The following is a 20,825-nucleotide window of genomic DNA, read 5'->3' as shown; positions in this document are numbered from 1 at the left end:
TCAGGCACCTCAATACCTAATAATTTGAATGCATCTTGAATTACCTCAGCAACCTTTTTGGATAATTGTACGCGTAGTATCTTTTTCTCATCGTCAGCCTCCCCTAGTATTGAAACTTGCTGATAAAAAGAATTGAATTCTTTCACCAAATCGTACGTGTAATTGGCTATCAATGCCGGACTATAATTATCAGCTGCCAATTGAATGGTATCTGGGAATAATTGCAGTTGCTTTATCAATTCCTTTTCTTTTCCGTGAAGTTCTGAAATCTTGGCATCGTTATTTATATCAATTTCCATACTCTCCGCCTTTCTCAAGATAGATTGAATTCGTGCATAGGTATACTGAATAAACGGACCGGTATTCCCTTGAAAATCTACCGATTCTTCCGGGTCGAATAAAATTCTCTTTTTAGGATCAACTTTTAAAATGTAATATTTTAAAGCACCTAAGCCTATCATTTTATATAGCGACTGCTTTTCTTCCTCGTTATATTCTTCAAGCTTCCCTAACTCTTCGGAAATGGTTGCAGCAGTTTGGGTCATATCAGCCATAAGATCATCGGCATCAACTACAGTACCTTCTCTACTCTTCATTTTTCCACTAGGCAAATCGACCATACCATAACTTAGGTGATGCAATTTATTTGACCATGAAAACCCTAATTTTTTAAGAATCAAGAATAGTACTTTAAAATGGTAATCTTGCTCATTACCCACAGTGTAGACCATACCATTAACATCTGGGTGATCTTTAACACGTTGAATAGCTGTCCCGATATCTTGGGTCATATAGACTGCAGTGCCATCAGAACGAAGAACAATTTTTTCATCTAATCCATCTTCGGTCAAATCGATCCAAACACTACCATCTTCCTTTTTAAAGAAAATGCCTTTATCAAGACCTTCCGCAACCACATCTTTTCCTAATAGGTAGGTATCACTTTCATAATACAGGGTATCAAAATCCACCCCTAAATTCTTATACGTCACATCAAAACCTTTGTAGACCCAACCGTTCATGGTTTCCCAAAGCTCTACGGTTTCGGGCTCGCCAGCTTCCCATTTTAAAAGCATTTCTTGCGCTTCCTGCAAAATAGGCGCTTCTTTTTCAGCAACTTTCTGATCCGTACCTTCAGCTACTAAATGTGCAATTTGTTCTTTATAGGCCTTATCAAAAGCCACATAATAATTACCCACTAGCTTATCACCTTTCAATCCCGTAGAAGCAGGTGTTTCTCCGTTTCCGAACTTTTGCCAAGCCACCATACTTTTACAAATATGGATACCACGATCATTGATAATTTGTGTTTTATATACTTTTTTACCTGATGCCTTTAAAATTTCCGCAACAGAATATCCTAATAAGTTATTTCGAATATGCCCTAAATGCAAGGGCTTATTGGTGTTTGGAGAAGAATACTCCACCATTACCGCATCTTTTGATTCTTCAACAAAACCAAAATGAGGTATTTTTTTAATGGTATTGAAAAAATTCAAATAGAATACATCATCAATGATGATATTTAAGAAGCCTTTAATAACATTATAACCTAAAACTTCTTTTACATGCTCCTGTAAATAAGCACCAATCTGCTCACCTATTTGAACAGGATTCCCTTTTACAACACGTAACATTGGAAATACCACAATGGTGATATCTCCCTCAAAATCTTTTCGGGTAGGTTGAAATTCCACAGATGGCAATTCTTGACCAAAGATAGATTTTACCGCTTCTTTTACTTTCTGTGATAGTACCTCTTGAATATTCATCAAAACGTTTAATTAAGCCTGCAAAACTAATCATTTTTTAGGCTTTTAAGGTAAACAGATTCGGCATTCATTTGTCATTTGGTTAACTTTATTAAAAACTACCCAATAAAGCGAACATGCTGGTAAACGTATCTTACAATAATAAAGAGACTACCCGAAAGGTAGATGAGCAAGTAGGTAAACCGTTTACGTTAAAAGAACGCTGGACAATGGATGGTATTGGCTCCCCAAAACTAATCATCACCGAGACCAGTATTGAGATTAGAAATCTATTGATTCTAGACAACAATAGGAACACTTGCAACATAGAATTAAGACCAAAAGGAATCATTGTTCGATTTCGCTCGCTCTTAGAAACATTTGCTTTAGTTATTCCGTATTATAAATTATCGCTTTATAAAGGTGAAGCTTCCGTTTATTCCATTTATCGAGATCACCACTTTATAAAGGTAGAATCCGACACCAAAGCAGTGCAGAAATTCTTTAAAAAAATAATTACCTATAAAGCGGATAATGCTCCAACATCCATAGAAGATTTATGAAAATATTACTCACAGGTGCTAATGGCTATATCGGCATGCGTCTATTACCCTTACTTTTAGAAATGGGCCATCAGCTAATTTGTGCAGTTCGTGATGAAACCAGATTATCAATAGATAGAGGGATAAGAGCACAAATTGAAGTGATTGAAATTGATTTTTTAAAAGACCCAAAAGAGAATATTCTTCCGAAAGACATCGACGCCGCGTATTTTTTAATACATTCTATGAGCACCTCCACTCATGATTTTGATGAACTAGAGGCTACTACCGCACATAATTTTAATAAAATTGTGACTAACACTAACATTAAACAGGTTATTTATTTAAGCGGAATTGTAAATGATGAAGTGTTATCGAAACACCTAAGGTCCCGTAAAAATGTTGAGGATATACTCTATGAAGGTGATTTTAACTTAACCGTTTTAAGGGCCGGTATTATAGTAGGCTCTGGTAGCTCCTCATTTGAAATTATTCGTGATTTATGTGAGAAGCTCCCGTTTATGATTACTCCTAAATGGGTATTGACCAAAACGCAACCTATTGCTATACGCGATGTTATTTCTTTTCTAACAGGAGTCTTAGGCAATGAGAAAACTTACAACGATTCTTTTGATATTGCAGGCCCAAATATTTTCACCTACAAAGAAATGCTTCATATATATGCCGAAGCTCGAGGTTTCAAAAATTGGATTTTAACTGTACCGATCATGACCCCTAAATTATCTTCGTATTGGCTATATTTTGTAACCTCAACCTCTTATAAATTAGCTTTAAATTTAGTCGACAGCATGAAAATAGAGGTGATTGCCAAAGATAAAAGACTACAAGAAATTCTAAATATTAAACCGCACACCTATATAGAGGCTATAGACATGGCCTTCAAAAAAATAGAACAAAACTTGGTGGTCAGCAGTTGGAAAGATAGTATGGTAAGCGGCAGGTTTAATGAAAATTTAGAAAAGCACATACAAGTACCTAAATTCGGAGTACTTAATGATGCAAAACAACTAAAAATCAATAATCCTGATGAAGTACTGGAACGTATTTGGAGCATTGGTGGTGAGACCGGATGGTATTATGGAAATTGGCTTTGGAAAATTCGAGGATTTATTGATAAACTTTCCGGTGGTGTCGGTCTTCGTCGTGGCCGAACACATCCTAACCGCATTTATGCCGGTGACTCCCTCGATTTCTGGCGAGTTTTATTAGCCGATAAAAAAAATAAACGTTTATTATTGTTTGCCGAAATGAAGTTACCAGGCGAGGCATGGCTAGAATTTATGATAGATGAAAATAATATTCTCCACCAAACTGCTACATTCAGGCCTCGTGGTTTAAAGGGCAGACTGTATTGGTATAGCATTGTACCATTCCATTATTTCATTTTTGGGGGAATGATAAAAAACATAGCCAATCAAAACCATATAGAATAAGAGTATTCTATATAGTTTTAGAAAGTTTTAAAGGAAGCTCCGTTAGCCTTTCACCTGTCAATCGCCTTACAGCATTTGCTATCGCGGCGCCTATAGGCCCTAAAGGCGGCTCGCCTACAGCACCGGGCGTATCTTTGCCTTGAAGAAGAACTACATCGATTTCTTTAGGTGCATTCTTCATCACTGCCATTTTGTAAGGGCCATAGATTGTAGGTTGCAATTCCCCGTTCTCCACATACATTTGTTCATAAAGCACAGCACTGATCCCCATAATAACACAACCTTCGCATTGTGCACGTATTTGATCAGGATTAACCGCTAACCCTGGATCCATAGAAACGGTTACTTTATGTACAATAATCTCGTTATCTAAAATTGAAACCTCAACAACTTGAGCACAGGGTGTACCAGCATCAATAGACGTTGCAAATCCCATGGCTCTACCATTGGTGATTTTTTCTGAATAACCTGATTTTTCCGCAGCAGCACTAATCACATTTTTTAAACGAACGCCAATACCATCATCCCCAATTTGGGCAATTCTAAAGTCTACCGCATTCTTATTTGCCTTTAATGCCATTTCATCTATAAAACTTTCCATGGCAAACGTATTCGCTAATAAACCAAGGCTACGCCACCAACTCGTAGCAAATGGTAAGTCTACATGCCAGTACACCGACCTGAAATTTGGAATACCTGTATATTGAATGAAACCGCCACGAATAGCACCAATATCGGCACCTATGATTGGAGGCAGAAAATCAGGTATTAAAGGAGAATTATTACCTACATCTCCGCTTACAAATTCATGCTCAAGACTATCCAAATAACCTTCTGTATTCAATTTACCCTTAATAACATGATGTGTTGGTGGTCGAAACATATCATGTTGAAACTCTTCCTTTCTACTTAAAAAATATTTTACCGGCTTACCAACTGCTTTTGACATTACAGCAGCCTGCACCGCATGTGGCGTATGAAGTCTGCGACCGAAACCTCCGCCTAAATATGTAGGTATCACATTTACCTTTTCAACATCCAAATTTAAACGGCTTGCAACTTCTTTTCTTGTCAGTCCAATCACTTGAGTTGAAATTTTAATAATTGCACTATCCCCTTCAACCGAGGCGACAACACCATTTGGCTCAATTTGGGCATGTGCCCCAATAGGGGTTCTAAATTCTAATGTTTCCAAACCATATTGTTCCTTTAATACATCGCCATGTTTCTGAATAACAGTAGATTTACCATTACCCACCGTCATCATTTTAACGATTGTATCAGTATTTAAATCTTCATAACTCTCCCAAGTAACATTAATGGCATCTTTGGCATTATCCGCTTCCATCATAGAACTTGCCACTACCCCAACAAAATCTTCTTCAACAATAACTTTGACAACACCGGGCATTTGTTCCGCCGCACTAGTATCTGCACTAACAAATTTGGCCCCTATTTTAGTAGCTCTCACCACCGCTCCGTATAGCATATCTGGCATTTGGGCATCCATTCCAAAAATTGGGTCTCCAAAAACTTTGGCGTCTAAATCTACCCTAGCAATAGGCTTACCTATATATTTATACTCTTTTAAACTTTTTAGAACAGGAGTATCGGGCACTTTCCAATTCTCTACACCTTCTGCTGCTTGTGCATAAGTCATTGTTTTTCCGTTACCGGATACAATTCCGTCTTCTATGGTAAGTTCATCAATACCAACATTCATTTTACGGGAAGCTTCTTTAAGAAGCATTTTTCGTAACATTGCGGCAAGTTCTCTTAATGGTTGCCATAATCCAGATATGGATGTACTACCGCCAGTTGCAAAACTATCTATATTTCCGGTAGATGAAGCTGCATGTACCACTTGAATCTGGTTCATGGCAACCGATAATTCGTCAGCGGCCATTTGGGCTATACCGGTAAAGGTTCCCTGCCCCATTTCAACTTTTGGAGAATATAAAATAATAGTATTCTCAGAAGTTACCTCAAACCAAACCATTGGCTTATCGGTATTATCAGTATACGGTAAATCTAGAGAATTTATCGTACCCAAAATCTCACGACGAATAGAATTCCGAAAAATATAGGTGCCTATGGCAACCACTCCTATGGTACCCAAACCACCCCTTACTAAAAACTTACGTCTAGAAACTTTCTTTGAATCTCTTTTATTATCAGCCATAACTTACAACATATTAGATTCATTAATATCCTTTTCAGCTTGTATTTCGGCAGCCTTGTGAATAGCTTTTCTCATTCGGTAGTACGTACCACATCGGCATACGTTTATGATATTCTTGTCAATATCCTCATCGGTCGGTTTAGGCACTTTTTTTAAAAGTGCGGCTGTCGCCATCATAAACCCTGGTTGACAATAGCCACATTGAGGAACAATCTCCTCTACCCATGCCTGCTGCACAGGATGCGGATTTTGCCTATCTCCCAACCCTTCAATTGTAGTTATCTTTTTCCCAGCAGCAAACTTGACAGGATATGAACAAGATCTAACTGCCTCATCATCTACGTGTAAAGTACAAGCACCACAAGCCGCTTTACCGCACCCAAATTTTGTTCCCTTTAGGTCTAACATATCTCTGATAACCCAAAGAAGTGGTGTATTTTCATCTTCTATATTAACGGTTTTTAAAACACCATTTACTGTAAAGGAAATTTCCATAAAATTTAATTATTTAGTGGGGATTGCCGCTCCATTAGCAAACCAATTTTCAACAGCTTTCTTAAAATCTTCTTTTGAAACCGGTGGTATGGTACGCTGTACTCCATCTGCATCAACACCAGGCTGCCAAGCCCACAACACCAAATCATCTTCGGTCATATGCTTTATAAGTTCTTCATGGCTTCTGTTACCATTGGTGCTTTTATCAAGTAAACGTTCTGCAATTTGATCTCGAGAAAGTCCTTCCCAACCCATTGAAGCGGGTGCCAAAGACCAATGTGGAGCTCCCGGTACTCCTGAATATTTATTATTCTCCGAATTATGACAGGTATTACAAGTCGTAGCCTGAAATCCCGTATTATCTTTACCTCTTGCCATTCCGAAATAATGAGGATGGCGGTCATTACCTTGTTTAGGAATATTATCGTTAGGATGGCAATTCATACAACGTTGATGGGTTAGAACATCCATCATCTTATTGTAAGCGTCATCTGATTTGTTTATTTCAGATTGCTGATTTTCCAGTAATCGATATTCAAAGATTTTAGGTGAATTTGCTAGAGCAAGCAACACACTTATAATACTAATTACTAGAAAAATAAACCAAGTTTTAAGCTTCATTTTAGTTAATTAAAATATAATTCCCAAAATCATATGCATATGAAGATAAGGAAACCTTTACACTTATTTTAATCCAATAAAATCATTTACTTCTTTATAAAGTCTTTTTAAATCTAGCTTTTGGGAAGAAACACCTCTGCCATCATACATCGTGCACTACCGCCACCACATGTTTCTATGGTCTTTAAAGAACTATGAATAATTGGACAATGATTTTCTATTTGCGCAATTTGTTTTGGATTTAGACTATTAAAAGCCGCTGTACTCATTACCATGTACTTTTGACCTTCACCACCTAAAACCTGCAACATATTACCAGCGAAATGATGCATTTGCTTTTCAGTTATCGATATTATTTCCTTACCATCATTCTTAAGGTGGTCTAGTACATTTTTCCTTTCTTTCTTGTCATCAATAGAATCAGTACAAATTATAGCAAAGTTTTCTGCCAACGCCATCATAACGTTGGTATGATAAATAGGCAACCTTTTACCATCAACAGACTGGTTAGCCGTAAAAATCACAGGGAAGAAATCAAAATCTTCACAAAACTCAATAAACAAATATTCATCCGCACGTTGAGATAATGCACAATATGCTTTTTTATTTACCCTATCAATTAAAATACTACCAGTACCTTCAAGAAACAGTCCCTCATCTTCGGCTGAAGTGTAATCAATTACATCATTAATTTTAAAACCTTTATCTTCTAGGGTTACGAATATATCTTCTCTACGCTCATTTCTTCTATTTTCGGCAAACATAGGGTATACACCGACAACACCATTAGAGTGAAAGGATATCCAATTATTTGGAAAAATACTGTCTGGTGTATCAGGCTCCTTTGTATCTTCAATTACAATAACATTAACTCCTTTATTTTTTAATACGGATACAAAGTCATCAAACTCTTCCTGAGCTTTTTGATTAATATCTTGATTCTTCAAATCAATATCTTCCATAAAATAGTTATTGACTGCGGTCTGTTCATTCATTCTGAAAGACACCGGACGAATCATTAGTATGGTATTTGTTATTTGCATATCTGGGTACTAATTAAATTTCTCTTTTTACTTATTTATAATTATGCTCTTACTAGTGGCAACGTACTGCAACGTAATAGCCCTTCTTGTTTTGAAATTTCTGCATATGGAATTTCTTCAACCGTAAAACCTTGATCTCGTAACCAATTATTTAGTCGCGTAAAATTACGCTCGGAAACAACGACATCAGGAGAAATTGAAAATACATTACTAAACATATGATACATTTCTTGAGCGTCAATTTCAAATATGTTTTCCTTGCCAAAAAAATCTACTAACCATTGATATTCTTCCTCTACAAGGAATCCGTTCTTATGCAAAATAGCTTTCCCCTTGCCTAAAGGCTGGAAGCAACAGTCTAAGTGTAGCGCATTATCTTGGGCAACCGTATTGGACTTTCTTAACTCAAAAGATTTAATGGTCTTGTGTGGAAACTGCTTCTTTAAATATCCTACGGCCGCTTTATTTGTTCGTGCAGTTATATATGAAGAATAATCTGCTGCGGTATAAGTACCTACAAATATATATTCGTTCCATGGCATAACGTCTCCACCTTCAATATGAACTTCAGCAGGTGGATGTAGAATATTTTCATCATCAATTTTTTCGAGAACATGTAAGATTGCATCCACCTCTTTTTCACGTTCTGGCAAAATATTGGAAATTATTAATTTGTTCTCTATAACAAAAGCAATATCCCTTGTAAATATTTGATTACAGTTATCTAAAACTTCAGGTCTAAAAACCTTAACATTATATTTCTCGAACACCTTTCTAAAGGCTTCCATTTCAGCAATCATATCGGTTTCAACAGGGTAAGTGCCTGCCTTAATATGTTCTATGGATTTTGGATCATAGGCTTCTTCAATTGTTGGCGTTGGACCAGAACTTTTAGCTATACCTAAAACGACAGCCTTTAATGGTGATATTTCGTCATTAATATTTAATTGTAGCATGAGTATTCTATTTAGATATGATTAAAAAATAGCACAAAAAAAAGCTCCTTTAAAAATTAAAAGAGCTTTTTGTTTTTTTATTAACGGTAGCAATCTACCTCTTGTCAAGTTCGACAAAAGATCTTAATTTTTCTCCGATATATATTTGTCTCGGTCTTCCGATAGGTTCACCGTTCAATCTCATTTCTCTCCATTGAGAAATCCATCCTGGCAATCTTCCCAATGCAAACATTACAGTAAACATTTCGGTTGGTATACCTAGAGCCCTATAGATAATACCAGAATAAAAATCAACATTCGGGTATAATTTACGATCTACAAAATATTGATCTTCTAATGCCTCTTTTGCCAAGCCTTTAGCAATTTCTAAAATAGGATCTTCAATTCCCAAATCTGCTAAAACTTCGTCAGCCGCCTGTTTGATAATTTTGGCCCTAGGGTCAAAATTCTTATATACTCTATGTCCAAAGCCCATTAATCTAAAAGGATCGTTCTTATCCTTAGCTTTAGCCATATATTTTTTAGTATCACCACCATCCTTTTGAATCGCTTCCAACATTTCCAATACGGCTTGATTAGCTCCACCGTGCAATGGACCCCATAATGCCGAAATACCTGCCGAAAGTGATGCAAATAGTCCCGCATGGGAAGAACCTACAATACGTACGGTTGAGGTAGAGCAATTTTGTTCATGATCTGCGTGTAAAATCAATAACTTATCTAGAGCATCTATTACAATTTTATTCCTTTTGTATTCTTGTGTAGGCTTCTTGAACATCATTTTATGAATGTTCTCTACATATCCTAAGCTATCATCTCCATAATCTAAAGGCAAACCTTTTTTCTTACGAAGCGTCCAAGCTACTAAAACAGGAAATTTGGCGAGTATCCGTACAATTGCCCCGTACATTTCATCCTTTGAAGTAACGTTTACCGAAATTGGGTTAAAGGCTATAAGTGCACTGGTCAAAGAAGATAAGACTCCCATTGGATGTGCCGATTTTGGAAAAGCATCCAGAATCTTTTTCATTTCCTCGTCAACGTGAGATTCATTTTTTATATCTACATGAAAAGCCTCTAATTGTTCCTTATTTGGAAGTTCTCCAAAAATCAACAAATATGCTACTTCTAAAAAATCGGCTTTTTCTGCTAGTTCTTCAATAGAATACCCTCTATATCGTAAGATTCCCTTCTCACCATCTAAGAATGTAATGGCACTTTCACAAGAACCGGTATTCTTAAAACCCGGATCTATTGTAATAATCCCTTTGGTATCTGAACGCAACGATTTAATATCAATTGCAAGTTCATTTTCGGTCCCCTTTATTACAGGAAACTCATATTTTTCACCATTATATTCTAAAATAGCTTTATCTGACATTTTTAATTTTTACGTTATAAATACTTCTCGTAAAGTTAGCAAAACAGGTTCGTTTTAACAATTACAACATTCTGTTTGGGCTAAAATTAACAATTACTTCTATCAACTACATAACTTACAACAGATATAATGATTTGTAGTATTCATCTAAAGATTTATCCCAAGTAAAACGAGCCTTTTTAGCGTTTGCCTGAATCTTTTTCCAAGTGGGTTTATCCTTTTCCCAAATAGTCAAAGCTTCATCAAAACGCGTTACCATATTTTTAATTTGCTCGTCGTAAGTTTCACCTGCAAATGCAAAACCAGTTTTCATATGCTCTACGGTATCTTTAAGTCCCCCTGTGTGATGAACCAAACATGGATTACCATTTCTCATAGCCAACATTTGACTAATACCACATGGCTCAAATAAACTTGGCATAAAATATAAATCGGTCTCCAAGTACATTGAATCTATCAAGTCTTCAGATTGCCCATTAGTGAACACAAAATTTTTATGCTTGTAACTCATTTCACGAAAAAATTCTTCGTAATCAGGATCACCTGTTCCTAACAACATAAAAATGCCTTCAATTTCATTTAAACGAGCAAGCATTTTCTCAAAAGCTTCAGGCGAACGCTTTAAAAAATAGAATTTTTGTTCGGTTAAGCGCGCCACACTAGAAACAATAAATTTTGGCCTATTACCGACATACTGCATAATTTTTTCACCAGTATGAGCTAAAAAATCAGCTTTATATTTTTTTGATGTGTCCTGAAGCCATCTAAATAAAGCTTTTACGGTATTTCTATACAAAAAACCTGTTTCAGCAACTCGAATATTTCCATAATTACTAGCATTAAGAATACCAAAAAGCCTACCTTCATTATCAGCCTTTTGCAAATCAATTTCTAGGCTTTCACCACCAATAAACTCGGGTCTTCTGCTTGGCAAAAGAACATCTTCTTTATAAGATGGTGATACAGTATGAACAGCATCCGCCAATCTTATACCTACCGCCATTAAATTAATACAATCTTGATAGCGATAATCCATTAGTGCTTTATGATCTAATTGCACTTCGGGAAACCAATTATTAACAGAAGCATAATTATTATAAAAAGGCCGTATACCCTGAATTGCTAAATTATGGATACTATATACGTATCTCATTTTTTTCAAATCTTTGTACTCTGGATGATACGTTTTTATGAACAATAAGGCAGCAGCATGCCAATCGTGCATATGCACAACATCTAAATTTCCAAACGCGCCAATTTTTATGGCCTCCGCAGTAGCCGCACAAAAGATTACGAATTTTATAAAATCATTATAAAAAGGCTCGGTCGGATCATCGTGATATATATGTGCTATTCCACCTTCAAGAATTTCGGGATGATGAATAACATAATGAGTGATATTCGCATCGACCTTCTTAGGTATTACCTCATATAATTCTGCAGTGTATGGCACACCTCTAAGACTAAACTCTAGCTTCGTCTTAAAAATTCCATTTTTATGCAATCTTGAATATGCAGGTACAACTACATGAGCCTTATCACCTCTTCTCGAAATTTCTCTTGGCACATCTCTAACTACATCGCCCATACCACCAGCCTTACAATCTGGAATGGCATCATTCTCAGCTGAAACAAAAAGAAAATTATTCATACGCTAACAAAGGGAGGTTATTATTGGATTATTCTCAAAAGGTAGTTAAAGTTTCGGAGTACGCCAAAAAAAAAAGCCTTTCCAATAGGAAAGGCTTAAATCAATTAAATTTTAGGAAACTACCCTATTTTAAATGCTTTTTCCTGAGGATAGTAAGCTGTACTTCCTAACTCCTCTTCAATACGAAGTAGTTGATTATATTTTGCCATACGATCTGACCTTGAAGCAGAACCTGTCTTAATCTGACCTGTATTCAAAGCTACTGCTAAATCTGCAATAGTATTATCTTCTGTTTCTCCTGAACGGTGAGACATAACACAAGTATACCCAGCATTTTTGGCCATATTCACTGCCGCAATAGTTTCAGTCAAGGTTCCAATTTGATTCACTTTAATTAAAATTGAATTAGCAATACCCTTTTCTATACCTGTAGCTAAACGCTCAACATTTGTAACAAACAAATCATCACCTACCAATTGAACTTTATCGCCAATTTTATCCGTTAATGATTTCCACCCGTTCCAATCATTTTCATCCATACCGTCCTCAATAGATATTATAGGATATTTAGCACTTAAATCTGCTAGATATTGAGCTTGCTCTTCAGATGTTCTAATTACCCCTTTATCTCCTTCAAACTTGGTGTAATCATATTTTCCATCTACAAAGAACTCGGCCGCAGCACAGTCTAATGCAATCATTACATCATCACCCAAAGAATACCCAGCATTTCCTACAGCTTTAGCTATTGTCTCCAAAGCATCTTCCGTACCACCGGCTAAATTAGGAGCGAAACCACCTTCATCACCTACTGCCGTACTAAGACCACGGTCATGTAGCACCTTTTTCAAATGATGAAAAATCTCGGTACCCATCTGCATTGCGTGAGAAAAGCTCTTAGCCTTAACAGGCATTACCATGAACTCTTGAAAAGCAATCGGCGCATCTGAGTGAGAACCACCATTAATTATGTTCATCATAGGCACTGGAAGTGTATTAGCACTAACACCACCAACATATCTAAAAAGAGAAAGTCCTAGTTCATTTGCCGCAGCCTTTGCAGCAGCTAAAGAAACCCCAAGAATTGCATTTGCACCTAATTTAGATTTATTCGGAGTCCCATCTAAATCAATCATAGTTTGATCCAAAAGATTTTGGTCAAACACATTCATTCCTAAAATCTCCTCTGCAATAATATTATTAACATTATCAACAGCTTTACTTACACCTTTGCCCATGAAAGCCTTTCCTCCATCACGAAGTTCAACAGCTTCATGTTCACCGGTAGAAGCTCCAGAAGGAACCGCTGCTCTACCCATTATTCCATTTTCAGTAACTACATCTACTTCAACTGTTGGATTTCCCCTTGAATCTAGTATTTGCCTTGCGTGAACATTTAATATAATACTCATTTATATTGTTTTTATTGGTTGAAAAATTAAAGAGTAAAGATACGAAACCATGGTTTCTCCAAGTTTGTTTGATCCGTACATTTCCTGATTAAATACTATATATTTAAACAATTTCGTTATGTCTAGCACTTTTCTTAATTAATTTGAAAAAATCATCAAAAAGATACTCTGCATCATGTGGACCAGGACTCGCTTCTGGGTGATATTGAACAGAAAATACATCTTTATTCTTCATACGAATGCCTGCAACTGTTTTATCATTTAGATGTACATGTGTAATTTCTAAATTATCATTAGCCTCAGTTTCTTCTCTGTTTATAGCAAAACCGTGGTTTTGAGACGTTATTTCTCCTTTACCGGTTAATAAATTTAATACAGGATGATTTATTCCTCTGTGCCCGTTGTGCATTTTATAAGTTGACACTCCGTTCGCCAAAGCCAATACTTGATGACCTAAACAGATACCGAATAATGGTTTGTCCGTTTGTATCATTTTCTTTGCCGTTGCAATTGCGTCAATCAAAGGTTCTGGATCGCCAGGGCCATTAGATATAAAGAACGCATCAGCATTCCAAGAAGACATGTCCTCAAAACTAGAATTATATGGAAACACTTTTACATAAGCATCTCTTTTTACTAGATTTCGTAGTATATTCTTCTTGATTCCAATATCTAAAGCTGCAATTTTATAAGTAGCATTTTCGTCTCCAACAAAATACGCTTCTTTCGTTGAAACTTTAGAAGCCAACTCAAGACCTTCCATACTTGGCACCTCACTTAATTGTTTCTTTAAAGTTTCTATATTATCGACATCAGTAGAAATTACAGCATTCATAGCTCCGTTATCTCTTATATAACTTACTAACGCCCTTGTATCAACATCAGAAATAGCAAAAAGATTATTCTCATTTAAGAAATTCTGTAAACTATCATCAGCTAACGGTCTAGAATATTCGTAACTAAAATTTCTACAAACCAAACCTGAAATTTTAATTGAATCAGACTCTACCTCTTCTTTATTTACCCCATAATTACCAATATGCGCATTCGTAGTCACCATTATTTGTCTAAAATATGAAGGATCAGTGAATATTTCTTGATAACCTGTCATACCCGTATTAAAACAAACTTCACCAAAAGCAGTTCCTTCTTTGTCACCTACTGATTTACCATGAAAAATTGTACCATCAGCTAATAATATTAAAGCTTTCCTCTTTGCTTGATATTTCATTATAGTCTAAAAATTTATTCGTTCACAAAAAAACAAAAAAAAAGGATAAGCTAGAAAGCTTATCCTTTTTCATTATAATTATTTATTGACAATTTATTCCTTAGAATCATCTGTCTTTACTTCATTATCAGTTTGAGCTTCTGCTTCTGGCTTTGATTCCTCAACAACTTTAGCTTCTTTAACCTCTTTCTCCGAAGAAACAGATTCAGCATCACTACCACCCGATCTTCTACTACGTCTAGTCGATTTTTTCTTTGGCTTACCTGCATTATACAGTTCGTTGAAATCAACCAACTCTATCATTGCCATATCAGCGTTATCACCTAAACGATTACCTAATTTTATAATTCTAGTATAACCACCTGGTCTATCGGCAACTTTTTCAGATACTACACTGAATAATTCAGTTACCGCATATTTATCACGTAGATTTCTAAAAACTATACGTCTATTGTGCGTTCCTTTTTCAGCACTTACATTATTTTCAGCTTTTGATTTAGTAATCAATGGCTCAATAAATTGTTTTAAAGCTTTTGCTTTAGCAACTGTAGTGTTGATTCTTTTATGCTCAATTAAAGAACAAGCCATGTTAGCTAACATTGCCTTTCTATGCGCAGTCTTTCTTCCTAAATGGTTGATTTTTTTACCGTGTCTCATTTTACAATTTTATCATCTTGCTACCGAACTCGTTAGACCGAGGAGCAAAATATGATTATTTAATCTTTATCTAATTTATATTTTGACAAATCCATTCCGAAACTTAAGCCCTTGTTGATTACAAGTTCTTCAAGTTCAGTTAAAGACTTTTTACCGAAGTTTCTAAACTTCATTAAATCATTTTTATTAAAAGAAACTAAATCACCTAAAGTATCAACTTCAGCTGCTTTTAAACAATTTAGAGCACGAACAGAAAGGTCCATATCTACTAATTTAGTTTTTAATAATTGTCTCATATGCAAAGACTCCTCATCGTAGGTCTCTGTTTGAGCAATTTCATCCGCTTCTAACGTAATACGCTCATCAGAGAAAAGCATAAAATGATGAATTAATACTTTAGCCGCTTCAGTTAAAGCATCTTTAGGATGAATTGATCCATCTGAAGATATTTCAAAAACCAATTTTTCATAATCAGTTTTTTGCTCAACACGAAAGTTTTCAATACTATATTTTACATTCTTAATAGGTGTAAAAATAGAATCAATAGCTATAGTACCTAAAGGAGTACCTGATTTCTTATTTTCTTCTGCTGGTACATAACCTCTTCCTTTTTCAATAGTAATTTCCATATTGATGCTAACTTTAGCATCCATATTGCATATTACTAAATCAGGATTCAATACTTGGTAACCAGAAATGAATTTCTGAAAATCACCAGCAGTCAATTGATTTTTACCACTTACAGATATAGATACAACTTCTGCTTCAGAGTCTTCAATTTGTTTCTTGAAACGAACTTGTTTCAAGTTCAAGATAATCTCTGTCACATCTTCTACAACGCCGGAAATCACTGAGAATTCGTGCTCTACCTTATCTATCCTAACGGAAGTAATAGCATGCCCTTCTAACGAAGAAAGCAATACACGTCTTAATGCATTCCCAACAGTTAATCCATAACCAGGTTCCAAAGGGCGAAATTCGAACTTCCCTTCGAAATCAGAGGAATCGATCATTATTACTTTATCGGGTTTCTGAAAATTAAATAATGCCATAACTGGATCGGTGTTGTTTATTTAGAGTATAACTCCACGATTAATTGTTCTTTGATATTTTCTGGAATTTGTAATCTTTCAGGAATAGAAACATAAGTTCCTTCCTTCTTTTCGCTATTCCAAGAAATCCATTCATAAACAGCACTACTTGCAGTTAATGAATCCTGTATACTTTGAAGTGATTTTGATTTTTCTCTAACACCAACGACATCGCCAGCTTTCAATGAATAAGAAGGTATGTTTACCAACTCACCATTAACTGTTATGTGTCTATGAGATACTAATTGTCTAGCTCCACTTCTTGTAGGGGAAATACCCATTCTGAAAACAACGTTATCTAAACGTGATTCACATAGTTGAAGTAATATTTCACCAGCAACACCTTCTTTTCTTTTTGCCGTTTGGAATAAGTTTCTGAATTGCTTTTCTAAAATACCATAGGTATATTTAGCCTTTTGCTTCTCCATCAATTGAACAGAATATTCAGATTTTTTACCTCTTCTTCTGTTATTTCCGTGTTGCCCTGGAGGGTAATTTTTCTTTTCGAATGACTTATCGTCTCCGAATATTGCCTCGCCAAATTTACGAGCAATTTTAGATTTTGGTCCTGTATATCTTGCCATTTTCTTTAAATTTGAAAGTGAGATTATGAATTAAGGCTTATCCTTCGATAATCGTAACTACACTTTCGATGAAATATTAGTAATTAATTAAACTCTTCTTCTCTTAGGAGGTCTACAACCATTGTGAGGCATAGGAGTAACATCAATGATTTCTGTTACTTCAATACCTGCATTATGTAAAGATCTTATTGCAGATTCCCTACCATTTCCAGGTCCTTTTACATATACCTTGACTTTTCTCAAACCTGCTTCATGCGCAACTTTAGAACAATCTTCTGCAGCTACCTGAGCAGCATAAGGTGTATTTTTCTTAGATCCCCTAAAACCTAATTTACCAGCAGATGACCAAGAAATCACATCTCCTTTTTTATTTGTCAAAGATATAATGATATTGTTGAAAGAAGCACTAATGTGAGCTTCACCAACTGAGTCAACTATAACTTTACGTTTCTTGGTAACTTTAGTATTTGCCTTTGCCATACCTAATTATTATTTAGTTGCTTTCTTCTTGTTAGCAACTGTTTTACGCTTTCCTTTTCTAGTTCTAGAGTTGTTCTTAGTACGTTGACCTCTTAAAGGTAACCCTGATCTATGACGAATGCCTCTATAACAGCCAATATCCATTAAACGTTTAATGTTCAACTGAGTTTCAGAACGTAATTCACCTTCAATTACAAAAGCTGAAACAGCCTCTCTGATACGACCTATTTCATCATCATTCCAATCAGAAACCTTAGTATCTTCACTAACTTGGGCTTTACTCAAAATTTCTTGTGACCTACTTCTGCCAATTCCAAAAATGTAGGTTAAGGCGATTACGCCTCTCTTTTGTTTTGGTATATCTATACCTGCGATTCTTGCCATAATTACCCTTGTCTTTGTTTAAATCTAGGATTCTTTTTGTTGATTACGTACAACCTGCCTTTTCTGCGAACAATCTTGCAGTCGGCGCTTCTTTTCTTAACTGATGCTCTTACTTTCATCTTGTATCTTAGTATCTATATGTAATTCTTGCTTTCGAAAGGTCATACGGACTCATCTCCAATTTAACCTTATCACCAGGTAATAACTTTATATAGTGCATACGCATCTTACCTGAAATATGCGCTGTTACTACATGCCCATTCTCCAATTCTACCCGAAACATTGCATTTGACAATGCTTCTATGATAGACCCATCTTGTTCTATTGCTGCCTGCTTAGCCATAAATTATGCTACTTTTCTATTTTTGCCAGTTTTCATCAAACCATCATAATGTCTATTTAACAAATATGAATTTACTTGTTGTACCGTGTCAATGGCCACACCTACCATAATTAATAGTGATGTTCCGCCATAAAATAATGCCCAACCTGCCTGAACATCCATTAACTTAACTACGATCGCTGGTAAAATAGCCAGCAAAGCTAAGAAAATTGATCCAGGTAATGTTATTAATGACATAATCTTATCTAAATAATCTCCAGTTTCTTTTCCAGGGCGTATTCCAGGTATGAAACCACCACTTCTTTTTAAGTCATCTGCCATTTTATTGGTAGGAACTGTAATTGCAGTATAGAAATAAGTAAAGATTATAATTAGTATAGCAAATAATAAATTATATGCCCAACCGAATATATCACTAAACTGAACTTGCATCCACTGTCCAAAAGCAGTATCATCAAAAGCACTACCTATCATACCGGGAACAAACATAATGGCTTGTGCAAATATAATTGGCATAACTCCAGAAGCATTTAACTTTAAAGGTATATACTGTCTAGAACCCATTATGTTCTTTTCATATCCACCAGAAGCTGTTCGTCGAGCATACTGCACGGGAATTTGCCTTGTAGCCATTACTAAAAGAATACACGCTAATATTACCAAGAACCAAACAATGACCTCAATTAATATAAACATTAGTCCTCCATTATTATCAGTTGTTCTTGAAATAAATTCTTGAACAAAAGATTGTGGCATCGTAGCAATAATACCTATCATAATTAATAAAGAAATACCGTTACCAATACCTTTATCCGTTATTTTTTCACCAAGCCACATTGCAAATACAGTACCTGTTACTAATATAATTACAGCAGGAACCATAAAGTCCAATCCTTTGCCTAATAAAAATGCAGTATCTCTAACACCAAAAGCCTCTAAACCATACAGATAAGCAGGAGCTTGAACAATACAAATACCAATGGTTAACCATCTTGTAATTTGATTTATCGTCTTACGACCACTTTCCCCTTCTTTCTGTAGTTTTTGAAGATATGGTATTGCAATACCCATTAACTGCACAACAATAGATGCAGATATATATGGCATAATACCCAAAGCAAAAACAGAAGCATTTGCAAACGCTCCTCCTGTAAATGCATTTAAAAGACCAAAAATACCCTGATCAGTGCTATCCGTCAATCCACCTAATTGAGTCGAATCTATACCTGGTAGTACAATTTGACAACCAAAACGATAAACCAACAAAAGACCCAATGTAATAAGAATTCTATTTCTTAGTTCTTCTATCTTCCAAATATTGGATATTGTATCAATAAAATTCTTCATGCTATCGTTTATGCTTACAAACTTATTGCTTCTCCACCTGCTGCCTCAATAGCAGCTTTGGCAGAAACAGTAAATTTATGTACTGAAATTTTTAGTGGAGATTTTAATTCACCGTTACCTAAAATTTTCACTAAATCATTTTTACCAACTAAACCGTTTTCAATTAAGATATCCAAAGACACTTCATTAGTGATAATTTTACTATCAACAAGCTCTTGTAATTTCTCTAAATTGATACCTTGATAATCTTTACGATTAATATTTGTAAAACCAAACTTAGGTACACGACGTTGCAAAGGCATTTGACCACCTTCGAAACCAATTTTCTTAGAATAACCAGATCTTGACTTAGCTCCTTTATGACCTCTTGCAGCTGTTCCACCTTTTCCAGAACCTTGACCTCTTCCAAGACGTTTTCCGTCTCTATTCACTGAACCTTCTGCAGGCTGTAAATTATGTAAACCCATTCTATTCTATCTTTAAGCTTCCTCTGTGGAAACTAAATGTTTAACTTTATTTATCATTCCAAGAATGTTAGGTGTATCATCATGTTCAACAACCTGTCCTATCCTTTTTAAACCAAGTGCCTCTAAAGTCCTTTTCTGGTTTTGAGGTTTCTTAATTCCACTTTTTAATTGTGTAACTTTAATCTTTGCCATAATTCTACGCTTAGCCTTTAAATACTTTTTCTAAAGAAACACCTCTTTGTGCTGCAATTGTCTTCGCATCCCTAAGTTGCAACAAAGCATCAAAAGTAGCTTTTACAACATTATGTGGATTTGACGAACCTTGAGACTTAGAAAGTACATCATGTACCCCAACAGATTCTAATACTGATCTAACAGCACCACCAGCGATAACACCGGTACCATGAGATGCAGGTTGAATATAAACCCTAGCACCACCAAATTTACCTTTTTGCTCGTGTGGTAAAGTACCTTTGTTTAAAGGAATACGAACTAAATTCTTTTTACCATCTTCAATGGCCTTAGCAATTGCAGTAGCAACTTCTTTAGATTTACCTAAACCATGACCTACGACGCCGTTTTCATCACCAACAACAACAATAGCAGAAAAACCAAATGCTCTACCACCTTTTGTTACCTTAGTTACACGTTGAATGCCAACTAATTTATCTTTTAAATCTAAACCGCCAGGCTTAACGGTTTCTACGTTTTTATATTTTTGGAACATACTAGTATATTAGAATTTTAATCCTG

General features: G+C 35.6%; 23 protein-coding genes. 2 read left to right on the top strand and 21 right to left on the bottom strand.

What is annotated here, in order from left to right:
* Positions 1-1,772: arginine--tRNA ligase (argS, locus tag AACZ41_RS17130; protein WP_339629821.1), on the bottom strand; the 1,772-nt coding region annotated here is incomplete at its 3' end.
* A gap of 116 nt (positions 1,773-1,888) precedes the next feature.
* Here argS and AACZ41_RS17125 point away from each other — a divergent pair.
* Positions 1,889-2,314: a hypothetical protein gene (locus AACZ41_RS17125; protein ID WP_339629820.1), complete on the top strand. Its 426-nt coding sequence runs from the start codon at positions 1,889-1,891 to the stop codon at positions 2,312-2,314.
* The gene (locus tag AACZ41_RS17120; protein WP_339629819.1) at positions 2,311-3,747 is read left to right on the top strand and encodes an SDR family oxidoreductase; all 1,437 of its coding nucleotides are present in this window, start codon (positions 2,311-2,313) and stop codon (positions 3,745-3,747) included. The genes AACZ41_RS17125 and AACZ41_RS17120 overlap by 4 nt, the downstream gene beginning before the upstream one ends.
* Before the next feature lie 7 nt (positions 3,748-3,754).
* Here the strand turns inward: AACZ41_RS17120 and AACZ41_RS17115 are convergent, their stop codons facing one another.
* The 20 genes from AACZ41_RS17115 to rpsE form a co-directional block, all read right to left on the bottom strand.
* Positions 3,755-5,929, bottom strand: coding sequence for a molybdopterin cofactor-binding domain-containing protein (locus tag AACZ41_RS17115; protein ID WP_339629818.1), 2,175 nt, complete (start codon positions 5,927-5,929; stop codon positions 3,755-3,757).
* Between the two features lie 3 nt (positions 5,930-5,932).
* Positions 5,933-6,424 carry a (2Fe-2S)-binding protein gene (locus AACZ41_RS17110; RefSeq protein ID WP_339629817.1) on the bottom strand — a complete coding sequence of 164 codons (492 nt, stop codon included), beginning with the start codon at positions 6,422-6,424 and terminating at the stop codon, positions 5,933-5,935.
* 9 nt (positions 6,425-6,433) lie between these two features.
* On the bottom strand, positions 6,434-7,045 hold the full coding sequence (locus AACZ41_RS17105) for a hypothetical protein (protein ID WP_339629816.1): 612 nt from the start codon (positions 7,043-7,045) through the stop codon (positions 6,434-6,436).
* Positions 7,046-7,158: 113 nt separating this feature from the next.
* Complete coding sequence (locus AACZ41_RS17100; protein WP_339629815.1) at positions 7,159-8,088, bottom strand: arginine deiminase-related protein; 930 nt, start codon at positions 8,086-8,088, stop codon at positions 7,159-7,161.
* 41 nt (positions 8,089-8,129) lie between these two features.
* Positions 8,130-9,044, bottom strand: a complete 915-nt coding sequence (locus AACZ41_RS17095) for an arginine deiminase family protein (protein ID WP_339629814.1) — start codon at positions 9,042-9,044, stop codon at positions 8,130-8,132.
* Positions 9,045-9,138: 94 nt separating this feature from the next.
* The gene (locus tag AACZ41_RS17090; RefSeq protein ID WP_339629813.1) at positions 9,139-10,425 is read right to left on the bottom strand and encodes a citrate synthase; all 1,287 of its coding nucleotides are present in this window, start codon (positions 10,423-10,425) and stop codon (positions 9,139-9,141) included.
* 115 nt (positions 10,426-10,540) lie between these two features.
* Positions 10,541-12,076, bottom strand: coding sequence for a glycogen/starch synthase (locus AACZ41_RS17085; protein ID WP_339629812.1), 1,536 nt, complete (start codon positions 12,074-12,076; stop codon positions 10,541-10,543).
* Positions 12,077-12,195: 119 nt separating this feature from the next.
* Positions 12,196-13,488 carry a phosphopyruvate hydratase gene (gene eno, locus AACZ41_RS17080; RefSeq protein WP_339629811.1) on the bottom strand — a complete coding sequence of 431 codons (1,293 nt, stop codon included), beginning with the start codon at positions 13,486-13,488 and terminating at the stop codon, positions 12,196-12,198.
* Between the two features lie 103 nt (positions 13,489-13,591).
* Entirely contained in the window at positions 13,592-14,719 is a 1,128-nt protein-coding gene (gene carA, locus AACZ41_RS17075) for a glutamine-hydrolyzing carbamoyl-phosphate synthase small subunit (protein WP_339629810.1), read from the bottom strand.
* A gap of 93 nt (positions 14,720-14,812) precedes the next feature.
* Complete coding sequence (gene rplQ / locus AACZ41_RS17070; RefSeq protein ID WP_339629809.1) at positions 14,813-15,376, bottom strand: 50S ribosomal protein L17; 564 nt, start codon at positions 15,374-15,376, stop codon at positions 14,813-14,815.
* A gap of 59 nt (positions 15,377-15,435) precedes the next feature.
* On the bottom strand, positions 15,436-16,428 hold the full coding sequence (locus AACZ41_RS17065) for a DNA-directed RNA polymerase subunit alpha (protein WP_091622009.1): 993 nt from the start codon (positions 16,426-16,428) through the stop codon (positions 15,436-15,438).
* 17 nt (positions 16,429-16,445) lie between these two features.
* Entirely contained in the window at positions 16,446-17,051 is a 606-nt protein-coding gene (gene rpsD, locus AACZ41_RS17060; protein ID WP_091622006.1) for a 30S ribosomal protein S4, read from the bottom strand.
* An 87-nt stretch (positions 17,052-17,138) separates the two neighbouring features.
* Complete coding sequence (gene rpsK / locus AACZ41_RS17055; RefSeq protein WP_036152169.1) at positions 17,139-17,531, bottom strand: 30S ribosomal protein S11; 393 nt, start codon at positions 17,529-17,531, stop codon at positions 17,139-17,141.
* 9 nt (positions 17,532-17,540) lie between these two features.
* On the bottom strand, positions 17,541-17,915 hold the full coding sequence (rpsM, locus tag AACZ41_RS17050) for a 30S ribosomal protein S13 (RefSeq protein WP_091622003.1): 375 nt from the start codon (positions 17,913-17,915) through the stop codon (positions 17,541-17,543).
* 2 nt (positions 17,916-17,917) lie between these two features.
* Positions 17,918-18,034: a type B 50S ribosomal protein L36 gene (gene ykgO, locus AACZ41_RS17045; protein ID WP_013305171.1), complete on the bottom strand. Its 117-nt coding sequence runs from the start codon at positions 18,032-18,034 to the stop codon at positions 17,918-17,920.
* Positions 18,035-18,042: 8 nt separating this feature from the next.
* Positions 18,043-18,258 (bottom strand): translation initiation factor IF-1, encoded by a 216-nt coding sequence (gene infA, locus AACZ41_RS17040; protein WP_013751343.1) that lies wholly within the window; start codon positions 18,256-18,258, stop codon positions 18,043-18,045.
* Positions 18,259-18,261: 3 nt separating this feature from the next.
* Positions 18,262-19,605, bottom strand: coding sequence for a preprotein translocase subunit SecY (gene secY / locus AACZ41_RS17035; protein WP_339629808.1), 1,344 nt, complete (start codon positions 19,603-19,605; stop codon positions 18,262-18,264).
* Positions 19,606-19,619: 14 nt separating this feature from the next.
* A complete protein-coding gene (rplO, locus tag AACZ41_RS17030; protein WP_091621996.1) occupies positions 19,620-20,072 on the bottom strand; it encodes a 50S ribosomal protein L15 in 453 nt (150 codons plus the stop codon).
* A gap of 12 nt (positions 20,073-20,084) precedes the next feature.
* On the bottom strand, positions 20,085-20,264 hold the full coding sequence (gene rpmD / locus AACZ41_RS17025; protein WP_036152161.1) for a 50S ribosomal protein L30: 180 nt from the start codon (positions 20,262-20,264) through the stop codon (positions 20,085-20,087).
* A 10-nt stretch (positions 20,265-20,274) separates the two neighbouring features.
* A complete protein-coding gene (rpsE, locus tag AACZ41_RS17020) occupies positions 20,275-20,799 on the bottom strand; it encodes a 30S ribosomal protein S5 (RefSeq protein WP_091621991.1) in 525 nt (174 codons plus the stop codon).
* Between the last annotated feature and the right edge of the window lie 26 nt (positions 20,800-20,825).

Origin of the sequence: uncultured Maribacter sp. (assembly GCF_963974015.1) — a bacterium.
Classification (GTDB): Bacteria; Bacteroidota; Bacteroidia; order Flavobacteriales; family Flavobacteriaceae; genus Maribacter.
Note: the sequence above shows the minus strand (reverse complement) of the source record. Positions and strands in the feature narration are given on the sequence as shown.